Annotated in this window: 17 protein-coding genes; 7 read left to right on the top strand and 10 right to left on the bottom strand. The window is 69.3% G+C overall.

Annotation, left to right across the window (positions count from 1 at the left end):
* The first annotated feature begins 71 nt into the window (after positions 1–71).
* Positions 72–2690: a DUF4062 domain-containing protein gene (locus AB4079_RS18055; protein WP_441788711.1), complete on the top strand. Its 2619-nt coding sequence runs from the start codon at positions 72–74 to the stop codon at positions 2688–2690.
* A gap of 102 nt (positions 2691–2792) precedes the next feature.
* Here the strand turns inward: AB4079_RS18055 and AB4079_RS18050 are convergent, their stop codons facing one another.
* The gene (locus AB4079_RS18050; RefSeq protein WP_441788710.1) at positions 2793–3059 is read right to left on the bottom strand and encodes a hypothetical protein; all 267 of its coding nucleotides are present in this window, start codon (positions 3057–3059) and stop codon (positions 2793–2795) included.
* A gap of 131 nt (positions 3060–3190) precedes the next feature.
* Positions 3191–3505: a DUF7882 family protein gene (locus AB4079_RS18045; RefSeq protein WP_441788709.1), complete on the bottom strand. Its 315-nt coding sequence runs from the start codon at positions 3503–3505 to the stop codon at positions 3191–3193.
* Between the two features lie 125 nt (positions 3506–3630).
* Between AB4079_RS18045 and AB4079_RS18040 the strand changes: the two genes are divergently transcribed.
* Positions 3631–3888: a hypothetical protein gene (locus tag AB4079_RS18040; protein ID WP_441788708.1), complete on the top strand. Its 258-nt coding sequence runs from the start codon at positions 3631–3633 to the stop codon at positions 3886–3888.
* 13 nt (positions 3889–3901) lie between these two features.
* On the opposite strand, the gene AB4079_RS18035 is transcribed toward AB4079_RS18040, so the two are convergent.
* The 3 genes from AB4079_RS18035 to AB4079_RS18025 all read right to left on the bottom strand — a co-directional run bounded on the left by AB4079_RS18035 (position 3902) and on the right by AB4079_RS18025 (position 7202).
* On the bottom strand, positions 3902–4672 hold the full coding sequence (locus AB4079_RS18035; RefSeq protein ID WP_441788707.1) for an EAL domain-containing protein: 771 nt from the start codon (positions 4670–4672) through the stop codon (positions 3902–3904).
* A gap of 74 nt (positions 4673–4746) precedes the next feature.
* On the bottom strand, positions 4747–6987 hold the full coding sequence (locus AB4079_RS18030) for a heavy metal translocating P-type ATPase (protein WP_441788706.1): 2241 nt from the start codon (positions 6985–6987) through the stop codon (positions 4747–4749).
* Positions 6984–7202 (bottom strand): heavy-metal-associated domain-containing protein, encoded by a 219-nt coding sequence (locus AB4079_RS18025; RefSeq protein ID WP_441788705.1) that lies wholly within the window; start codon positions 7200–7202, stop codon positions 6984–6986. The genes AB4079_RS18030 and AB4079_RS18025 overlap by 4 nt, the downstream gene beginning before the upstream one ends.
* Before the next feature lie 96 nt (positions 7203–7298).
* Between AB4079_RS18025 and AB4079_RS18020 the strand changes: the two genes are divergently transcribed.
* Complete coding sequence (locus AB4079_RS18020; RefSeq protein WP_441788704.1) at positions 7299–9362, top strand: heavy metal translocating P-type ATPase; 2064 nt, start codon at positions 7299–7301, stop codon at positions 9360–9362.
* A 12-nt stretch (positions 9363–9374) separates the two neighbouring features.
* Here AB4079_RS18020 and AB4079_RS18015 read toward each other — a convergent pair whose 3' ends face one another.
* From AB4079_RS18015 to AB4079_RS18000, 4 genes are all read right to left on the bottom strand, one after another.
* Entirely contained in the window at positions 9375–9578 is a 204-nt protein-coding gene (locus AB4079_RS18015) for a hypothetical protein (RefSeq protein ID WP_441788703.1), read from the bottom strand.
* Between the two features lie 145 nt (positions 9579–9723).
* The gene (locus tag AB4079_RS18010) at positions 9724–10320 is read right to left on the bottom strand and encodes a YdeI/OmpD-associated family protein (protein WP_441788702.1); all 597 of its coding nucleotides are present in this window, start codon (positions 10318–10320) and stop codon (positions 9724–9726) included.
* Positions 10321–10499: 179 nt separating this feature from the next.
* Positions 10500–10877 carry a DUF7882 family protein gene (locus AB4079_RS18005; RefSeq protein ID WP_441788701.1) on the bottom strand — a complete coding sequence of 126 codons (378 nt, stop codon included), beginning with the start codon at positions 10875–10877 and terminating at the stop codon, positions 10500–10502.
* A 39-nt stretch (positions 10878–10916) separates the two neighbouring features.
* A complete protein-coding gene (locus tag AB4079_RS18000) occupies positions 10917–11231 on the bottom strand; it encodes a hypothetical protein (protein ID WP_441788700.1) in 315 nt (104 codons plus the stop codon).
* A gap of 135 nt (positions 11232–11366) precedes the next feature.
* Here AB4079_RS18000 and AB4079_RS17995 point away from each other — a divergent pair, with 135 nt between their 5' ends.
* From AB4079_RS17995 to AB4079_RS17980, 4 genes are all read left to right on the top strand, one after another.
* Positions 11367–12008, top strand: coding sequence for an NAD(P)-dependent oxidoreductase (locus tag AB4079_RS17995; RefSeq protein WP_441788699.1), 642 nt, complete (start codon positions 11367–11369; stop codon positions 12006–12008).
* Between the two features lie 95 nt (positions 12009–12103).
* The gene (locus AB4079_RS17990; RefSeq protein WP_441788698.1) at positions 12104–12535 is read left to right on the top strand and encodes a Rho termination factor N-terminal domain-containing protein; all 432 of its coding nucleotides are present in this window, start codon (positions 12104–12106) and stop codon (positions 12533–12535) included.
* Between the two features lie 97 nt (positions 12536–12632).
* Positions 12633–14879, top strand: coding sequence for a maltose alpha-D-glucosyltransferase (gene treS, locus AB4079_RS17985; RefSeq protein ID WP_441788762.1), 2247 nt, complete (start codon positions 12633–12635; stop codon positions 14877–14879).
* Positions 14880–14916: 37 nt separating this feature from the next.
* Positions 14917–15210: a hypothetical protein gene (locus AB4079_RS17980; protein ID WP_441788697.1), complete on the top strand. Its 294-nt coding sequence runs from the start codon at positions 14917–14919 to the stop codon at positions 15208–15210.
* A 428-nt stretch (positions 15211–15638) separates the two neighbouring features.
* On the opposite strand, the gene AB4079_RS17975 is transcribed toward AB4079_RS17980, so the two are convergent.
* Positions 15639–16452, bottom strand: an 814-nt coding sequence (locus AB4079_RS17975) for an alpha-hydroxy acid oxidase (RefSeq protein ID WP_441788696.1), incomplete at its 5' end; no start/stop codon positions are given.

The raw sequence follows: 16452 nt of genomic DNA, 5'->3' as shown, positions 1-16452 counted from the left end.
GTGATGTGCTATCGGTCTGATGCAGCACGCCCTCTGTACATTTCCACACGAACGTCACACAATGACGTTATATGAGCCACCCTCAGGTAATCCGTACGCCGGACCAGCGGCTCCGGATCTTCGTCTCGTCAACGCTGCAGGAGCTCGCCGCCGAGCGCCGCGCAGCACGGACGGCCATCGAGCGCCTCCACCTGGCCCCGGTGATGTTCGAGCTCGGCGCCCGGCCGCATCCCCCTAGGCAGCTGTACCGCGCCTACCTGGAGCAGAGCGACGTCTTCCTCGGCCTCTACTGGGAACGCTACGGCTGGGTGGCCCCCGACGAGGACGTCTCCGGGCTCGAAGACGAGTACAATCTCTGCCCGCCTGAGCTGCCGCGGCTGCTCTACGTGAAGAGCCCCGCCACCGACCGCGAGCCGAAGCTGGCGACGCTGCTGGCGCGCATCCGGGACGATGATCGTGCAGCGTACAAGTACTTCGAGACGGCGAAGGAGCTGGCCCAGCTGATCGAGAACGACCTCGCCACCCTCCTGGCCGAGCGCTTCGACCAGAGCCGGGCCGTGGTCACCGCGGACGTCGCAAGCGACGCCGACCGCGTGGTCGAACCCGTGCGCCTTCCGGTGCCGTTGACGGGCCTGGTCGGCCGCGAAGACGACGTCGCCGCGATCGTCGACCGGCTGGCGCACGGCACACGCTTCGTGACGCTCGCGGGACCCGGAGGGATCGGCAAGAGCCGGCTCGCGATCGCCGCGGCCCGAGCGGCGGCGCAAGAGTTCGACGACGGCGCGGTCTTCGTCGACCTGTCCGCCGTGTACGACCCGCAGCGCGTGCCCAACCGGATCGCCCAGGCTCTCGGAGTGCGCGACACCGGCGACGCGCCCGTCCTGGACAACCTGGTGACCGCCCTGCGCGACCGCCGGATCCTGCTCGTGCTCGACAATTTCGAGCAGGTCCTGGATGCAGCCCCGCTGCTCACCGGGCTCCTCGCCGCCGCGCCGGGCCTGGCGATGCTGGTCACCAGCCGGGCGCTGCTCCGGGTCAGTGCCGAGCAGAGCTACGAGGTCGGGCCGCTCGCCGAGGACTCATCGGTCAGCCTCTTCGTGGAGCGGGCTCACGCCGTGAAACCGGACTTCGAGATCACGCCGGAGAACAGGGATGCGGTGACCCGTATCTGCGCCGCCCTCGATGGGGCACCGCTGGCCATCGAGCTCGCGGCCGCGCGCATCCGCGTACTCTCCCCCGCCGAGCTGCTCGACCGGCTGGACCGGCGGCTGTCGGTGCTCGTCGGCGGCTCGCGCGACCTCCCGGAACGCCAGCAGACCATCCGGCGCACCATCGAGTGGAGCACGCAGCTGCTGACGCCCGAGCAGCGCAGGCTGCTGTCGCGGCTGGGCGTCTTCGAGGGCGGCTTCACTCTGGAGGCCGCGGAGTTCGTGGGCGCTGACGGTGACAGCACTGACGACGACAGCGCAGACGGCGACAGGCCAGACGGGGACACCGCCGACGGCGACCGGTCCGACGTGCTGAGCGATCTGGCCGTCCTGGTCGACTCCAGCCTGGTGTCCCAGCACGACAGCGACGACCGTCCCCGGTTCACCATGCAGGCCATCGTCCGTGAGTACGCCCGGGAGCAGCTGGCGTCCGGCGGCGGGCTCACTGCGGCCCAGGACGCCCACGCCCGGTACTTCATCGACCTCGGCTCCCGGGCGCGGCTGCCGTTGAAGGCCGGCGGTCAGCGCGAGTGGATGCAGCGGCTCGGCGACGAGCGCGACAACCTGCGCGCGGCCGAGCGCTACCTGCTGGACTCCCGCGACTGGGACCGCGCCGCCCAACTCGCCTTCAACCTGTTCCTCTACTTCTGGGTGATCGGCCTCCTGGGCGAAGTCCGGACCTGGATGGACGAGCCGCTGGAGTCCGGAGACGCGCTCCAGGACCGCACCCGGGCGATCGCGCTGTACTTCACCCGCACCATCCGGTTCTGGAAGGACCCCGACGGCCGGGTGGCGGCGGATCTGTCGGAGAGCGCGGACCTGTTCCAGCAGTGCGCCGACCGGACGGGTGAAGCGATGGCCCTGATCTCCCTCGCCCTTGCACTGATGGCGGGCGAGAAGCCCGACGCCGAGCGGGCCGCGGAGGTGATGGAGCGGAGCCTGACGTTGTTCCGCGACACCCACGACATCTGGGGCGAATCCATGGCACTCGTGCTGCTCGGGAGGGTCGCGCTGCTCAGGCAGGAGGTACGGACGGCCTTCGAACGCTTCGACGAGTCGCTGGCGCTGACCCAGCGCAGCGGGGACGCGGTCGGCGGCCGCATCGCGGCGTATCACCTCGGCTGGGCGCACCTCCTCCTCGGGTCGCCTCAGGACGCCCGCAAGGACTTCGCCCTCAGCGTCACCCTGTCCACCTCCCTCGGCCACATCGAAGGCATCGCCTACGGCTTGGAGGGGCTCGCCGCCGTGGCCGCCCTGGCCGGGGACGTGGACCGGGCCGGCCGCCTGGCGGGCGCGGCGCACGCCCTCCGCGAGCGGTCCGGAACCCACAACGGGCCGACGTTCACCTTCCACCAGCGATACCTGGACCGGCTCGCTGCGGTGTCGCCGCCTGGCCGCCTGGCTGCGGCTGTGGCCGAGGGCCGGGAGCTCGGCGTGGAGCAGGCCGTCGCCGAGGCACTGACCGAGCCCAGCCTGAATTGACCGCAGCGGTTAAACGGTGGAACCCCGGCACCAGAACGGTGCCGGGGCTCCTCCAGATCCCGGTGAGCGCACCCGAAACGCCGGGCCGGGATGGTCGGTGGGTCAGGCGATGAGCGCCCGCTGCCCGTCCTCCTCGGCAGGAGCCGGGGCGACCCAGGCGCCGTAGACGGCGATGCGTGCGGACTCCTGCGTCGCGTACACGCCCAGCTCGCGGCCGGTGCAGTCGGTGGCGGCGAAGCCGTCGAAGTTCTGGTCGACCATGCCGACATAGGCGGTCGGGGTGGAGGCCACCCACAGGGACGCCGCCGGCGAGTGCCAGGAAACGTACTCAGTGGGAAGATCGATGATGTCTGCGAGCTGCTCGGCCATGGTTCTTCCTTACTGCTTCTGCCCTCGTGGATGCGGTCGAAGGTCTCTCCTCAAATGATCGGTCGACCGCTTCGGCGGCGCAAGAAAATGAGGGGGCCTTGCTTTCGCAATCGGCTTCCGCTATAAGTGCGTCAACGCTGCCCTGGAGGGCGGATCTCCGACTCCTCCATCATGATCATGCCGGAGGCGCGCGCGCCGGTCTGGATCATGGCCTCGATCCAGTCCTTGTTCAGCGTCGGGATCTTCGAGCCTGCGAAGAAGATGTGCAGCGGCACACCGTTGTCCACCCAGATGGTGTGCCGTCCACTGCCGAGCTCGGCGGGGACAGGCCAGGTGAGGAAGAAGTTCTCGCCCCGGCGCAGCTTGGTACTGATCGCGATCTGCATGTGGAAGAGCAGGCGGTCGTCGAGTTCGTAGCTTTCGCCGTCGTAGCGGAGGGTGCCCACGGGAACCTTTCTCGTCGTCGTTTGCCGCGCGTTCAGTGCTGCTGGCAGCTTATACGCCCGGAATACGGGTGTATCGTGACGGCGCGATAGGGTTCAACAACATCCGCACCGAAAGGATAAACCGCATGATCGTTCACCGCCTCACGGTTGATGGAAAGGACTACTTCCTCCCTGATCCGGTGATCGAACTCCGCGGAAAGATCCTCGAGGCGGTGCGTGCCGGCGGTGGCTACGTCACCATCCCGCCGCTGCGCGGTGGCCCCGGTGTGGATGTGCTCTTCTCCCCCGGCATGCCGGTGACCTGGGCGCAGATCGAGGTCGACCCCCCGGCCGCGCGCCAAGAGGAGCCGCGGGTCGACATCGACTCGTTCGACGCCCTCTGAACTGCTCGGCTGCTCAGGAGCGCGTCGAACGCGCGTGATGCCACAGGCGCAGAGCCTTGGCCGGCTGCGGCTTCGCGATCCAGAACCCTTGTGCCCGGTCACATCCGGCAGCGACCAGCCGGTCCAGCTGCGGGCGGTTCTCCACGCCCTCGCCGACGACGCGCATCCCGCGACGGTGCGCCTCTGAGATGATCTCCGCCACCTCGTGCGCCCGCTCGTCGGCCTGGACCAGGCTCTTGTCCAGCTTCAGCTCCGTCGCACGCAGCGCCTCCGCGCGGGCGAACGACGAGTGACCCGTACCGAAGTCGTCGACCGAGATGGTGACGCCGGCGGCGGTGAGCGCCTCCAGCGGCCCGGCAACGCGATCGGGATGCCGGATGCGCCGGCTCTCGGTCACCTCGACGATCAGGGCCGTGGGGTCGCAGCGGCCGGTCTCGAAGGCGCCCTCGAACATGTCGTAGAGGGCCGGGTCCTCGAGCTGGGTCGCCGAGACATTCACCGCAACATCGATGGTGCAGCCGGGGATGAACTCCGCGGTCACATCCGAGAGGATGCGCGCGGTCAGCAGCGGCAGCAGGCCCGACTTCTGGGCGACGTCGATGAAGACGTCCGGGGCGATCGAGCCGCGCTCCGGGTGCGTCCAGCGGGCGAGCACCTCGACCCCGACGACGGTGCCATCGGTGACATCGATCTGCGGCTGGTACGCAGCCAGGACCTGGCGCTGCGCCAACGCGACCTGGAAGTCGCGGGCGAAGTCCTCGAGGGTCCCGTCCACCAACGTCATCTTCTCGATAGTCCTCAGGGGCGTGGACCTTGTCAATTTTTGCGCCGACCCCTTGCGAAGTAGGCTTCGGCCCGCTAAAAGCGGTTCGCCTGCGCGCGGAATCGGCGCAACCGCAGGCTGTTGCTGACAACGAAGACGCTGGAGAGCGCCATCGCAGCGCCCGCAAGCAGCGGGTTCAGCAGACCGAGGACCGCGACCGGGATCGCCGCCACGTTGTACGCGAACGCCCAGAACAGGTTGCCCTTGATGGTGCCGAGGGTGCGCCGGGACAGCCGGATCGCATCCCCGACCGCGAGCAGGTCGCCGCTCATCACCGTGATGTCGCTTGCGGCGATCGCCGCGTCGGTCCCTGCGCCCATCGCGATTCCGAGGTCGGCGGCAGCGAGCGCCGCGGCATCGTTGACTCCGTCGCCGACCATTGCGACGACGTGCCCGTCGGCGTGCAGCCGACGGATCGTGTCGAGCTTGCCTTGCGGGGTGACCCCGGCGCGCACATCGTCGATGCCGACCTGCTCGGCGACGGCCCACGCCGCGCGCTCGTTGTCGCCCGACAGGAGGACCGGTTCCAGCCCGAGGGCCCGGAACCGCGAGATCGCTTCCGCGCTGGACTCCTTTACCCTGTCGCTGACGGTCAGCACTCCCCGCGCCGCGCCGTCCCAGCCGATCACGACGGCGGTCATCGCCTGTCCTTCCGCCTCCCGGATCGCCTTTACGACAGCCGCGGGCATGTTGAGAGCCCACTCGTCGGCCAACCAGGATGCGCGACCGAGGGCGACGTCCAGGCCGTCGACGACCGCCTGGACGCCGAGGCCGTGCTCGGAGCGGAACGACTCCACGTCGGCCAACGGGATCCCTCGGTCGCGCGCACCGTCGACGATCGCCCGGGCGACCGGATGCTCCGATCCGTTTTCGGCCGCTGCGGCGACCGCGAGGATGGTGGCCTCGTCCTCCCCCTCGGCGGCGTGCACACCGGCGAGGCGCATCCGACCGGTGGTGACGGTCCCGGTCTTGTCCAGAACGATGGTGTCGATCCGGCGGGTCTGCTCCAGCACCTGCGGGCCTCGGATCAGCAGGCCGAGCTGCGCTCCGCGACCGGTGCCCACCAGCAGCGCGGTAGGGGTCGCCAGGCCCAGCGCGCACGGGCAGGCGATGATGAGGGTGGCGACCGCCGCGCTGAAAGCCGGCTCGATGCCGGCGCCGAGCGACAGCCAGGCGACGAAGGCGATCAGCGCGACACCGATGACGACCGGGACGAAGATCGCCGAGACCCGGTCCGCAAGGCGCTGAGCGTCTGCCTTCCCGGTCTGGGCTTCTTCGACCAGCCGACCGAGCCGAGCCAGTTCGGTGTCGGCGCCGACGGCCGTGACTTCGATCACCAGGCGTCCACCGACATTCACCGTGGCACCGGTGACGTGGTCGGAAGGGCCCACTTCGACCGGCACCGACTCACCGGTGAGCATGCTCAGGTCGATCGCGGAGGACCCGTCGACCACACGGCCATCGGTGGCGACCTTCTCCCCGGGCCGGACCACGAAACGATCCCCGAGGACGAGAGATGCCACGGGCACCCGCGTCTCCACCCCGCCTCGGAGCAGGGAGGCATCCTTCGCCCCGAGCTCCAGCAGTGCCCGCAACGCGGCGCCGGACTCGCGCTTCGCCCGCGCCTCGAAGTATCGGCCGGCAAGGATGAAGACCGTGACGGCCGACGCGACCTCCAGGTAGATCTCCTCCGAGCGGGAGCCCGGCGCAGAGATCAGCTGGAATGTCATGTGCATGCCGGGCATCCCGGCGTCGCCGAGGAACAGGGCGTAGAGCGACCACCCGAAGGCAGCGATGACTCCGACGCTGATCAGCGTGTCCATCGTTGCTGCGCCATGCCGCGCGTTGACCCACGCGGCGCGGTGGAACGGCCACGCGCCCCACACAGCGACGGGGGTGGCGAGGGTCAGGGCCAGCCACTGCCAATCGGTGAACTGCAGAGCGGGCACCATCGAGAGGACGACCACCGGCACGGTCAGAGCTGCCGAGACGAACAGCCGCCGGCGCAGTTCCGCTGTCTCGCGGTCGGCCGGAGAGGTCGGGGTCTCGTCCATCGTGTCGGGCGGCACCGGCAGGGCGGCGGTGTAGCCGGCGGCCTCGACGGTGGCGATCAGCAGGGAGGTGTCGACGCCATCGGCGCTCACCGTGGCCTTCTCCGTCGCATAGTTGACGGTCGCCTCGACCCCGTCGAGGCGGTTGAGCGTGCGCTCGATGCGCGTGGCGCAGGAGGCGCAGGTCATCCCGCCGATGTCGAGCTCTACGGCTGTCGAACTCATGCGGTGACCAGCGAGTACCCCGCCTCGTCGATCGCCGCGCGTACGGCGTCGGCGTCCAGCGGTGCAGCCGACGAGACCGTGACCGTCGAGGTTCCGCCCGCGTTCAGGTCGACTCTGACGGTCTCGACGCCGTCGATGGACTCGAGCTCTTCGGTGACACTGCCGACGCAGTGCGAGCAGGTCATGCCGGCCACCAGGTAGTCGGTGCTGCGCATCGGGCTTCCCCCTTCGATTGGATACCCCCAGAGGGTACCACTTCGCTCGCATTCATGACGATTGACAGATACCCCTATGGGGTATAGCTTGACCGCATGACCATGGAGCACCACGACGACCACCACCACCACCACGACCACAGCGACCATGTCGGCCAGTTCCGCCGACTGTTCTGGATCATGCTCGTGGTGGCGATCCCGGTCGTGGCCTTCTCCCCGATGTTCGCGACGATCCTGGGATACCAGCTGCCGGACGCAGCCTGGGTGGACTGGGTGTCCCCGGTGCTCGGTACGGTCATGTTCGTCTGGGGCGGCAGACCCTTCCTCACCGGCGCCGTCAGCGAACTCCGGGCGCTCAAGCCGGGCATGATGCTCCTCATCGCCCTGGCGATCTCGGTCGCCTTCCTCGCCTCCTGGGGTGCGAGCCTCGGCATCCTCGACCACGAGCTCGACTTCTGGTGGGAGCTGGCCCTGCTGATCGTCATCATGCTTCTGGGCCATTGGATCGAGATGCGCTCGCTCGCTCAGACGACGTCGGCGCTCGACTCCCTGGCCGCGCTGCTGCCGGATGAGGCGGAGCGGGTCGAGGGCGAGTCCACGGTCACCGTCGCGCCGTCCGAGCTGCGCCGCGACGACCTCGTGGTCGTCCGGCCGGGCGGCCAGGTTCCGGCTGACGGACGGATCGAGTCGGGCACCGCGAGCATGGACGAGTCGATGATCACCGGCGAGTCCCGCACAGTCCGCCGCGAACCCGGCGACACCGTGGTGGCCGGCACGGTCGCGACCGACTCCGGCGTCCGGATCCGGATCACCGCGGTCGGCGATGACACCGCGCTGGCCGGCATCCAGCGTCTGGTCAGCGACGCGCAGAACTCGTCGTCCCGCGCACAACGCATCGCCGACCGCGCGGCCGGCTGGCTGTTCTGGTTCGCGCTCGGTTCCGGGATCATCACCGCGATGGTCTGGACGATGATCGGACTCCCGGACGAGGCGGTCGTGCGCACCATCACCGTGCTGGTCATCGCCTGCCCGCACGCTCTCGGTCTGGCGATCCCGCTGGTCGTCTCGATCGCGACGGAACGCGCCGCCCGCGGAGGGGTGCTGATCAAGGATCGGCTGGCCCTTGAGAGCATGCGCACCGTCACCACCGTGCTGTTCGACAAGACGGGCACCCTCACCAAGGGCGAGCCGGCGCTCACAGCGGTGGAGACGGCCGGCAGCGTCGCAGAGGACGACCTGCTGGCCTGGGCCGCCGCCGCCGAGGCCGACTCCGAGCATCCACTCGCTCACGCGATCGTCGCTGCGGCCCGAAGCCGGGACATCACCGTGCCGACTGCCACGGAGTTCGAATCCTCCCCCGCGATCGGTGTCGCCGCCATCGTCGACGGCCACCGGGTGCAGGTCGGCGGCCCCAACCTCCTGGAACAGGAGAACGCCCGCGAGTCCGAGGTCGCCGAACGGTGGCGGGACGACGGCGCGATCATCCTCCACGTCCTCGTCGACGGGACGGTCGCGGGGGCGCTGAAGCTCGCCGACGAGGTCCGCGAGGAATCCCGTCAGGCCGTCGCCGCCCTCCGTGCGCAGGACGTGCAGGTGGTCATGATCACCGGCGATGCCGAAGCCGTCGCGAAGTCGGTCGCCGACGATCTCGGCATCGACCGGTACTTCGCCGGCGTGCGGCCGGAAGACAAGTCCGCCACGGTGAAGGAGCTGCAGAACGAGGGACGGAAGGTGGCGATGGTCGGCGACGGCGTCAACGACGCCCCGGCGCTGGCCCAGGCCGATGTCGGGATCGCGATCGGGGCCGGCACGGATGTCGCCATCGCGTCGGCCGGGGTCATCCTGGCCAGCGACGACCCCCGGTCGGTCCTGTCGGTCATCGAACTGTCGCGCGCGAGCTACCGCAAGATGAAGCAGAACCTGTGGTGGGCGGCCGGGTACAACCTGATCTCCGTCCCGCTCGCCGCCGGCGTGCTGGCACCGATCGGGTTCGTGCTCCCGATGTCGGTCGGCGCCATCCTGATGTCGTTGTCGACGATCGTGGTCGCCCTGAACGCGCAGCTTCTGCGCCGCCTCGACCTTCGCCCGCAGACCAGCGTCCGCGCCCTCAGCGCCCGGCCGGCGCGCGTCGAGCGTCCGGAGGACGCGCTGCGGAGCTGACCGCTGCGGGCGTCAGCGCGCCCGGCGACGGCGGTGACGCAGCCCCCCGGCGATCGCCAGGCAGGTCGCGGCAGCAGCCCCTGCGACCCCGGCGACCACCAGATCCACCGCCTGCACCGCGGGTTCGGTCGTGCCGCCCAGAGGCGCGAGCAGAAGGACGATCGCGGCCAGTGCGATCGCTGCGGCGAATGCGCCGGCGGATGACAACTCGTGCATGACCTTCCCCCTCCCGGGGGCAGCATAGCCACCTCACAGGGTGCAGCCCTAGACACCGCGCCGCCGAGAGCGCGAAGAGCGAAGAGCGAAGCGAGGCTCAGCGCCAGGCGGCCTCACTGCACGGCGGCCTCACTGCACGGCGGCCTCACTGGGGGTGGGGCGTCTCTCCGCGTTCCAGCATCGCGACCAGTTTCGCGAGACGGTTCGCCCGGCTGGTGGCGCTCGGGGCGGTCACGATGCGGTGCAGGACAGAGTAGCGGTTCTGCCCCTTCAGTGCCTCGAAAGCAGCACCCGCCTCCGGGGATGCGGCCAGAGCAGCGGCCAGATCCTCGGGCACCTGAATGGATGAGGACCCCGCGTAGGCGCGCTCCCAGCGACCGTCGGACTTGGCTCGCTCGATCTCGGCATGACCGTTCGGCCGCATCCGGCCATCAGCGATGAGCTCGGCCACCAGCCCGATGTTGCGCTCCGACCACAGCGACGACTTCCGCCGTGGGGTGTAACGCTGTACGAACGTGGTGGCGTCGCGGGACCGCCGCTGCCCGTCGATCCAGCCGCTGCAGAGCGCCTCGAGGAGCGCCTCCTGGTAGGTGAGGCTGGTCGGCTCGGTGACGCCCTTCTTGGCCAGCACCAGCCAGACGCCGTCGGACGTCTGCTCGTTCTCGTCGAGCCAGGCCCGCCACTCCGCCCGATCGGCGAACACGAGGTGCTCGCCGCTCGCCACTCGCGTCTCTTCCGCCACACCGAGATCCTAGAACCCGCCCCCGACACCCGTCCCGCCTACACCCCGCCCTGCCCACCCCGCCCCACCCCGCGCCCCACCCCGCGCCCCACCGTCGAGTACACACTTTCTGCACGGAATTCTCGAAAATCCGTGCAGAAAGTGTGTACTCGACGGTGGGGCGCGGGGGACGTTCGGGGCTAGTGGACGCGTCCCTGGCGGGCGGGCTGGCCGGCCTTTGCGGGCCCGGCGATCACCCTCACGTCGGGAAGCGCCGTCACATCCTCACCCTCGGGTCCGTTCACGACGAGACCCATCGAACTGTCTGCGGACGCCGAGAGCTCCGCGAGCCACCCGCGGTCGATCTCCGGCACCCGCGACCCGTCGAACTTGAAGTAAAGAGGGATGGTCGGGTCGATCCAGATCGCGCTGCGGCCGTCCCCGACGGCGTTGGAGTCACGCCACGACATGGCGAACGATTCTCGTCGTCTCAGCTTGTTCACGATCACGATCTGCAGGTGCGTCAGCACCCGGTCGTCGAACTCGACGGTGACGGAACCGTACCTCAGGCTTCCCAATGTCATCCCCTTCTCGATGGGCGTGAATCGGCGGGTGGATCAGTGCTCGAACGCCTCGCCGTCGCTGCGGAGCTCGAACGGCTGTGTCAGGGCCTTGACGCGTTCGCGCATGTATTCGACCGCATACTCGTTGTCCGGCTCCTCCACTCCGGTGTTGGCGGTTTCGATCATCATGATGGTGGACGGGTTCAGCAGGAACGTCGCGTCCACCTCGTTGCCGTCGACGCCGATCGCATGCACCGTCACGGTGTCCGTGCCGTCCGTCCGGCCGAGCACGGTCGCGTAGCTCATCAGGAGGTCCGCCGCGTCGTCGCCGACGAGGAGGGACTTATCCGAGTAGGTCACATGCTTCATGATGCCGACGGTAGGCGCGACCAGAGGCGGCACAGGGGATTGACGGCGCAGCCGGACCGTGCTGGGAAGAAAGCACAGCCGGCCCGGGTTGCGGATGCTGGAAGGGCGACAGTCGTCCCGCGAAAGGTTACGGACATGGCAGACATCACGATCATCGGAGGCACCGGGTTCACCGGTAGCCACATCGCCCAGGAGGCGGTCGCGCGGGGCCACCGGGTCACGTCGCTGAGCCGCTCCCTGCCCGTGGCGCCTCTGGAGGGCGTGCGGTACCTGACCGGTTCCGCGGACGAGCCGGAGCAGGCCGTCGAGGGCGCCGACGTGATCGTTGCGACCGTCTCGCCGCGCGGCGACAGCGCAGGAACCCTGGGTCGCCGCTACGGCCACCTGGCGGAGCTGGCCGCCGCCTCCGGAGCCCGCCTGGTCGTCATCGGCGGCTTCAGCTCGCTCCGTCCCGCTCCCGGAGCGCCGCGCTTCGCCGAGGGCGACGACCTCCCGCCGCAGTTCGCCGGCGAGGCACGTGAGCTGAACGCCGTGCTCGGTGACCTGATCGAGAATGCGCCGGCGGGCCTGGACTGGGTGTTCGTCAGCCCGGCCGCGACCTACGGCTCGTACGCGCCGGCGTCCGAGCCGCGCGGCTCCTACCGCGTGGGCGACGACGTGGCGCTCTTCGATGCTGAGGGCACGTCCTTCATCAGCGGTCAGGACTTCGCCCAGGCCGTGATCGACGAGATCGAGACCCCGAGCCGGAGCCGCGCGCAGGTCCACTTCGCCTACTGACGCGACTTTGCTGCTTGCCCTCCTCTCCCCCACGTGGCACCGTGCGAGGTGGACCACCAGATGACGACCACCCAGACGCGAGGGATCGGAGCGGCATGGCGAAGCAGAAGAAGCTGGAGAAGGCGGCGGCGAAAGCCTTCGCCCGGGCGGAGGACGCCGTCGCAGACGCGCGGAAGGCCGCAGAGAAGCTCGACAAGAAGAGGCTCAAGAAGCGCGCCCGCGAGCTCGAGAAGGAACTCGCTGCGCTGGTCGGCGGTGGCGCCACCGCCGACGCCACCGCCGACGCTGCCGCCGACGCGACCCGCGCCGCCGCCGGCGTCGACCTCACACCACCCCTCCCGTCGGTCCGCGACGACCAGGTGGAGGCGACGGTCGAGTACGCCGGATCGGTGACGACCCCGAAACCGCACGACCCGGAGCTCGACCAGCTCAGCGTCCAGGCGCTGCGCGACGTCGCCCGGGCCCGCGGTCTCCGCAACGTCTCGCGGCTCACGAAAGGCCAGCTCATCGAACGTCTCAGCGAGTGACCCCCCGCACGGGTCTACGTTGGCAGTCACGGAAGGAGACCGAGTGAACGACGAGGCACCCGAGGTGACCGAGCAGACGCAAACCGAACAGACGGACATCGCCCCCGAGGCGCAGAGCGAGGTGGTTGAGGAACACGCGGCTCCGGAGGAGATCACCTACGACGAGCAGCTGTACCCGGCGCGACCCCGTCGCCTCCGCCCCCGCACCAACCTGCGCGGCGGCAGCATCCGGCGTACCTTCTCCGACCCGCGTGCGGCCAACGGCCAGAACCCGGCGTACGTCGAGTGGCTGGTGCGCCAGTCCATGCTGAAGGATGCGGATGTGCTCAGCCGGCAGCTCTCCGGCTCCCCGAGCATGTGGCGCAACCCGTATGCCCGACCCGATGCACGCCGCGCCGTCTCCACCTCGGACGTCTGGTTCACCGCCTACCCGATCTCCCTCATCACCCGGCCGGGCGAGTCGTTCCTGACGGCCCTCGCCGACCCGGAGCTCTGGACGGCGTTCGAGCGGATCGGCATCAACGGCGTCCACACCGGACCGGTGAAGCGGGCCGGCGGCATCCGCGGCTGGCAGGAGACACCGAGCGTCGACGGGCATTTCGACCGCATCGGCACACAGATCGACCCGGCTTTCGGTGACGAGGAGACGTTCCGCCGGATGACGGATGTCGCCGAGGAGCACGGCGGCAGCGTCATCGACGACATCGTCCCCGGACACACCGGCAAGGGCGCGGACTTCCGCCTCGCCGAGATGGCGTTCAAGGACTACCCGGGCATCTACCACATGGTGGAGATCCCGCCGGACGAGTGGCACCTGCTGCCGGAGGTACCGGAGGGACGCGACTCCGTGAACCTGGATGCGGCCACGGAGGCGTCGCTCGCCGAAAGCGGCTACATCATCGGCGAGCTGCAGCGCGTGATCTTCTTCGCGCCCGGCGTGAAGGAGACCAACTGGAGTGCGACCGCCCCGGTGATCGGGGTGGACGGCATCACCCGCCGCTGGGTCTACCTCCACTACTTCAAGGAGGGTCAGCCGTCCGTGAACTGGCTGGACCCGACCTTCTCGGGCATGCGCCTGGTGATCGGCGACGCCCTGCACTCGCTCGGCGACCTCGGGACGAGCGCCCTGCGCCTCGACGCCAACGGCTTCCTCGGCGTGGAGAAGAGCGCGGAGGGCATGCCGGCGTGGTCGGAGGGCCACCCGCTGTCGCACGCGGCGAACCACATCATCGCCGGTATGGTCCGCAAGGTCGGCGGCTTCACGTTCCAGGAGCTGAATCTGACCGTCGAGGACATCCGCGACACGGCCGCCGTCGGCGCGGACCTGTCGTATGACTTCATCAACCGTCCCGCGTACCACCACGCCCTCGCGACCGGTGACACGGAGTTCCTCCGCCTGACGCTGCGGACGTCGCTGGAGCTGGGCGTCGAACCCGCCGTCCTCGTCCACGGGTTGCAGAACCACGACGAGCTGACCTACGAGCTCGTGCACTGGGCCACCCTGCACCAGAACGACGTCTACACGTTCCGCGGGGAGGAGATCAGCGGCGGCGAGCTGGCCCAGCGCATCCGCGCCGACCTCACCGAGGCGATCACCCAGCCCGCCGCCGAGTACAACCTGGTGTTCACGACCAACGGCATCGCCTGCACGTCCGCCTCACTGATCGCCGCGACGCAGGGACACGCGACGCTCGACTCGATCACCGACGCCGACATCCCGGCGATCCGCGACGCCCACCTGCTGCTGGCCGCGTTCAACGCCTGGCAGCCCGGAGTGTTCGCCCTGTCCGGATGGGATCTGCTCGGCGCGCTCACCCTGCCGCGCGAGCAGGTCGCCGACCTGATCGCGGAGGGCGACACCCGCTGGGTGGAGCGCGGAGCGCACGACCTGCTGGGCGTCGCCCCGGAGGAGCAGCGCTCCGCGTACGGGATGCCGCGGGCGCGGGCGCTCTACGGCACGCTCCCCGAGCAGCTCAAGCGGCGCAACTCATTCGCGAGCCGCCTGCGCCAGTTGCTGCGCATCCGGAACCGCTGGGGCATCGCCACCGCACGCCAGGTGGATGTGCCGGATGTCGCGCACCCGGGGATGCTGGTGATGGTCCACGAGCTGGAGACGCTGGACGAGCACGGGCTGCCGGTCGTGCAGCTGACCGTGCTCAACATGACCGGGACCGCGGTGGACGGCACGGTGCGATCGGAGGCCCTTCCGCTCCGTGCCGTCGTGACGGACGCGGCCGACGGCAGCGAGGTCGGGACGGTGGACGACCTGGCCAGCTTCCCGGTCAGCGTTCCTGCGTACGGGTCCCGCTTCCTGGTGCTGCAGCGTCCCGCCCCGGAGCAGTGATGGTCAGCTGCCTGCCACCGGCTTGTAGCGTTGCAGTATGACCGAGCTGCCGGACGCCCTGCCCGCCGACTACGACCCCGCGCACGTCTTCCGGGTGGTCGCGACCCCGGTCGCCCAGGGCTGGGGCGTCTGGTTGCGCGCGGCGGATGACAGCATCATCCACAGCTTCGGCCTGGGCTTCACGCCGGACACCTCCTTCCAGCCCGACGTGCTCGACATCCTCGGCCCGATCCTCAACGTGCAGTACGCGCTCGCGTACCACGGCCCCGAGTCGTGGGATGAGCTCGACAACCACTGGTCGGCGATCGTCTACGAGTACATCCCGCGCTAGGCGTTCCTGCCGCGCTTGCGTCGGAGATCTGCCGGCCTCGGTCGGAGTTGTGGATGCGGTGGGCCAGGTTTCTCCGACCGGCCGCGGTGGGTCGGAGATTCCGGGGCGATTCTCCGACCGTGGCGCCCGCGTCTCGCGTCTCGCCTCCGTCGGAGATTTGCGGGCTTGTGTGGGAGATCTGCCGGTCTTGGTCGGAGATGTGGATGTGAATGGCCGGGTTTCTCCGACCGGCCGCGGTGGGTCGGAGATTCCGGCGCACTTCTCCGACCGTGGCGCCCACGTCTCGCCCCTCGCCCCTCGCCCCTCGCCCCTCGCCACTCGCCACTCCGTCGGAGATTCGCCGTCTTCGGTCGGAGTTGTGGATGTGGTGGGCCGGGTTTCTCCGACCGGCCGCGGCCGGTCGGAGGTTTCGGGCCGGTTCTCCGTCGTTAGGCGTCGGTGTCCTGTCGTGCCGGGTCGCGGCGGAGGGGTTGCAGGCGGGTGAGTTGGGTGACGTGGTGGGGGGTGAGTTCGTCGAGGGTGCGGACTTGGAGGAGTTTCATGGTGCGGACCAGTTGGTCGGTGAGGATTTGGATGGTGCGGTCGACCCCTTCCCGCCCGCCGGCCATCAGCCCATACAGGTAGGCGCGGCCGATCAGGGTGAACTTGGCCCCCAACGCGTACGCGGCGATGATGTCGGCGCCGTTCATGATGCCGGTATCGATCGCGACCTCCGTGTGCGCACCGACCTCGCGGACCACGTCGGGGAGCAGGTGGAACGGGATCGGTGCCCGGTCCAGTTGCCGGCCGCCGTGGTTGGAGAGCACGATCCCATCCACCCCGTGATCGACCAAGGTTTTGGCGTCGTCGACGTTCTGCACCCCTTTGATCACCAGTTTCCCCGGCCACATCTCCCGGATGATCTTCAGGTCCTCGTAGTTGATCGACGGGTCCATCGCCGCGTTCAACAGGTCACCGACCGTGCCGCCGGTCGCGGACAGGGAGGCGAACTCCAGTTTCGGGGTGGTCAAAAAGTCGTACCACCACCACGGTCGCGGGATCGCGTTCAGAATCGTGCCGAGGGTGAGCTGGGGTGGGATGGAGAACCCGTTCCTTTTATCCCGCAACCGGGCCCCGGCGATCGGGGTGTCCACCGTGAAGAACAGGGTGTCGAACCCCGCCGCTGCTGCCCGCTCCACCAGCCCGTAGGAGATCTCGCGTTGCCGCATCACATACAACTGGAACCAGTTCCGACCGGCCGGC

The organism is Leifsonia sp. 2MCAF36 (assembly GCF_052115525.1).
Taxonomy (GTDB): domain Bacteria; phylum Actinomycetota; class Actinomycetes; order Actinomycetales; family Microbacteriaceae; genus Leifsonia.
This window is presented reverse-complemented; position numbering and strand designations above follow the sequence as displayed.

Bases quoted from the DNA above. Each gene is read 5' to 3' on its own strand.
- AB4079_RS18055 (WP_441788711.1), top strand. From the start codon at position 72: ATGAGCCACCCTCAGGTAATCCGTACGCCGGACCAGCGGCTCCGGATC.
- AB4079_RS18050 (WP_441788710.1), bottom strand. From the start codon at position 3,059: ATGGCCGAGCAGCTCGCAGACATCATCGATCTTCCCACTGAGTACGTT.
- AB4079_RS18040 (WP_441788708.1), top strand. From the start codon at position 3,631: ATGATCGTTCACCGCCTCACGGTTGATGGAAAGGACTACTTCCTCCCT.
- AB4079_RS18035 (WP_441788707.1), bottom strand. From the start codon at position 4,672: ATGACGTTGGTGGACGGGACCCTCGAGGACTTCGCCCGCGACTTCCAG.
- AB4079_RS18030 (WP_441788706.1), bottom strand. From the start codon at position 6,987: ATGAGTTCGACAGCCGTAGAGCTCGACATCGGCGGGATGACCTGCGCC.
- AB4079_RS18025 (WP_441788705.1), bottom strand. From the start codon at position 7,202: ATGCGCAGCACCGACTACCTGGTGGCCGGCATGACCTGCTCGCACTGC.
- AB4079_RS18020 (WP_441788704.1), top strand. From the start codon at position 7,299: ATGACCATGGAGCACCACGACGACCACCACCACCACCACGACCACAGC.
- AB4079_RS18015 (WP_441788703.1), bottom strand. From the start codon at position 9,578: ATGCACGAGTTGTCATCCGCCGGCGCATTCGCCGCAGCGATCGCACTG.
- AB4079_RS18000 (WP_441788700.1), bottom strand. From the start codon at position 11,231: ATGAAGCATGTGACCTACTCGGATAAGTCCCTCCTCGTCGGCGACGAC.
- AB4079_RS17995 (WP_441788699.1), top strand. From the start codon at position 11,367: ATGGCAGACATCACGATCATCGGAGGCACCGGGTTCACCGGTAGCCAC.
- AB4079_RS17990 (WP_441788698.1), top strand. From the start codon at position 12,104: ATGGCGAAGCAGAAGAAGCTGGAGAAGGCGGCGGCGAAAGCCTTCGCC.
- AB4079_RS17980 (WP_441788697.1), top strand. From the start codon at position 14,917: ATGACCGAGCTGCCGGACGCCCTGCCCGCCGACTACGACCCCGCGCAC.